Below are 419 nucleotides of genomic sequence, written 5' to 3'. Positions count from 1 at the left end.
GGATTAATTCAAATTGAAGGTCACGGACCTCTTTCTGAAGCTCCCCACGAAACAGTCTCTCGCTTGAGGGATGGGGTACTTAGTCGTCTTCGACAGCGAAGAAAGCCTTCACGTCCTCTGGCAAGTCTTGAGGATGCTATTAAGCTGAGAGCTCACGCCAACCAAATTAATGCTGAATTAATCGCTCCTATTGTTGAGCGAGGTATTGTCGAGTTTGAGAACTCTTGGCAATGGCGATGCGACCCTAATCTAAAATGTGACTCGTTATATCGAATGTCACAGGCGCACGCTGAAGCGATTATGGCGGCTATTGAATGCCCTCAATTAATAATCCTAGGGAATGATGGATACCGACATTTGCAGCATAATCGCTACAAATCAGCGCATAGTCCTCTGAATATAGAGACGATTCCTGGCGG

Annotated in this window: 1 pseudogene; it reads left to right on the top strand. The window is 46.3% G+C overall.

The features are described 5' to 3' along the window. A pseudogene (locus tag AB4496_RS28735) lies at positions 1-419 on the top strand (alpha/beta hydrolase); the annotation flags it as partial.

The organism is Vibrio sp. 10N.222.46.A1, from assembly GCF_041473595.1.
Taxonomy (GTDB): Bacteria; Pseudomonadota; Gammaproteobacteria; order Enterobacterales; family Vibrionaceae; genus Vibrio; species Vibrio tasmaniensis_A.
The sequence above is the reverse complement of the archived record's forward strand: the minus strand, read 5'-3'. Positions and strand labels throughout refer to the sequence as shown.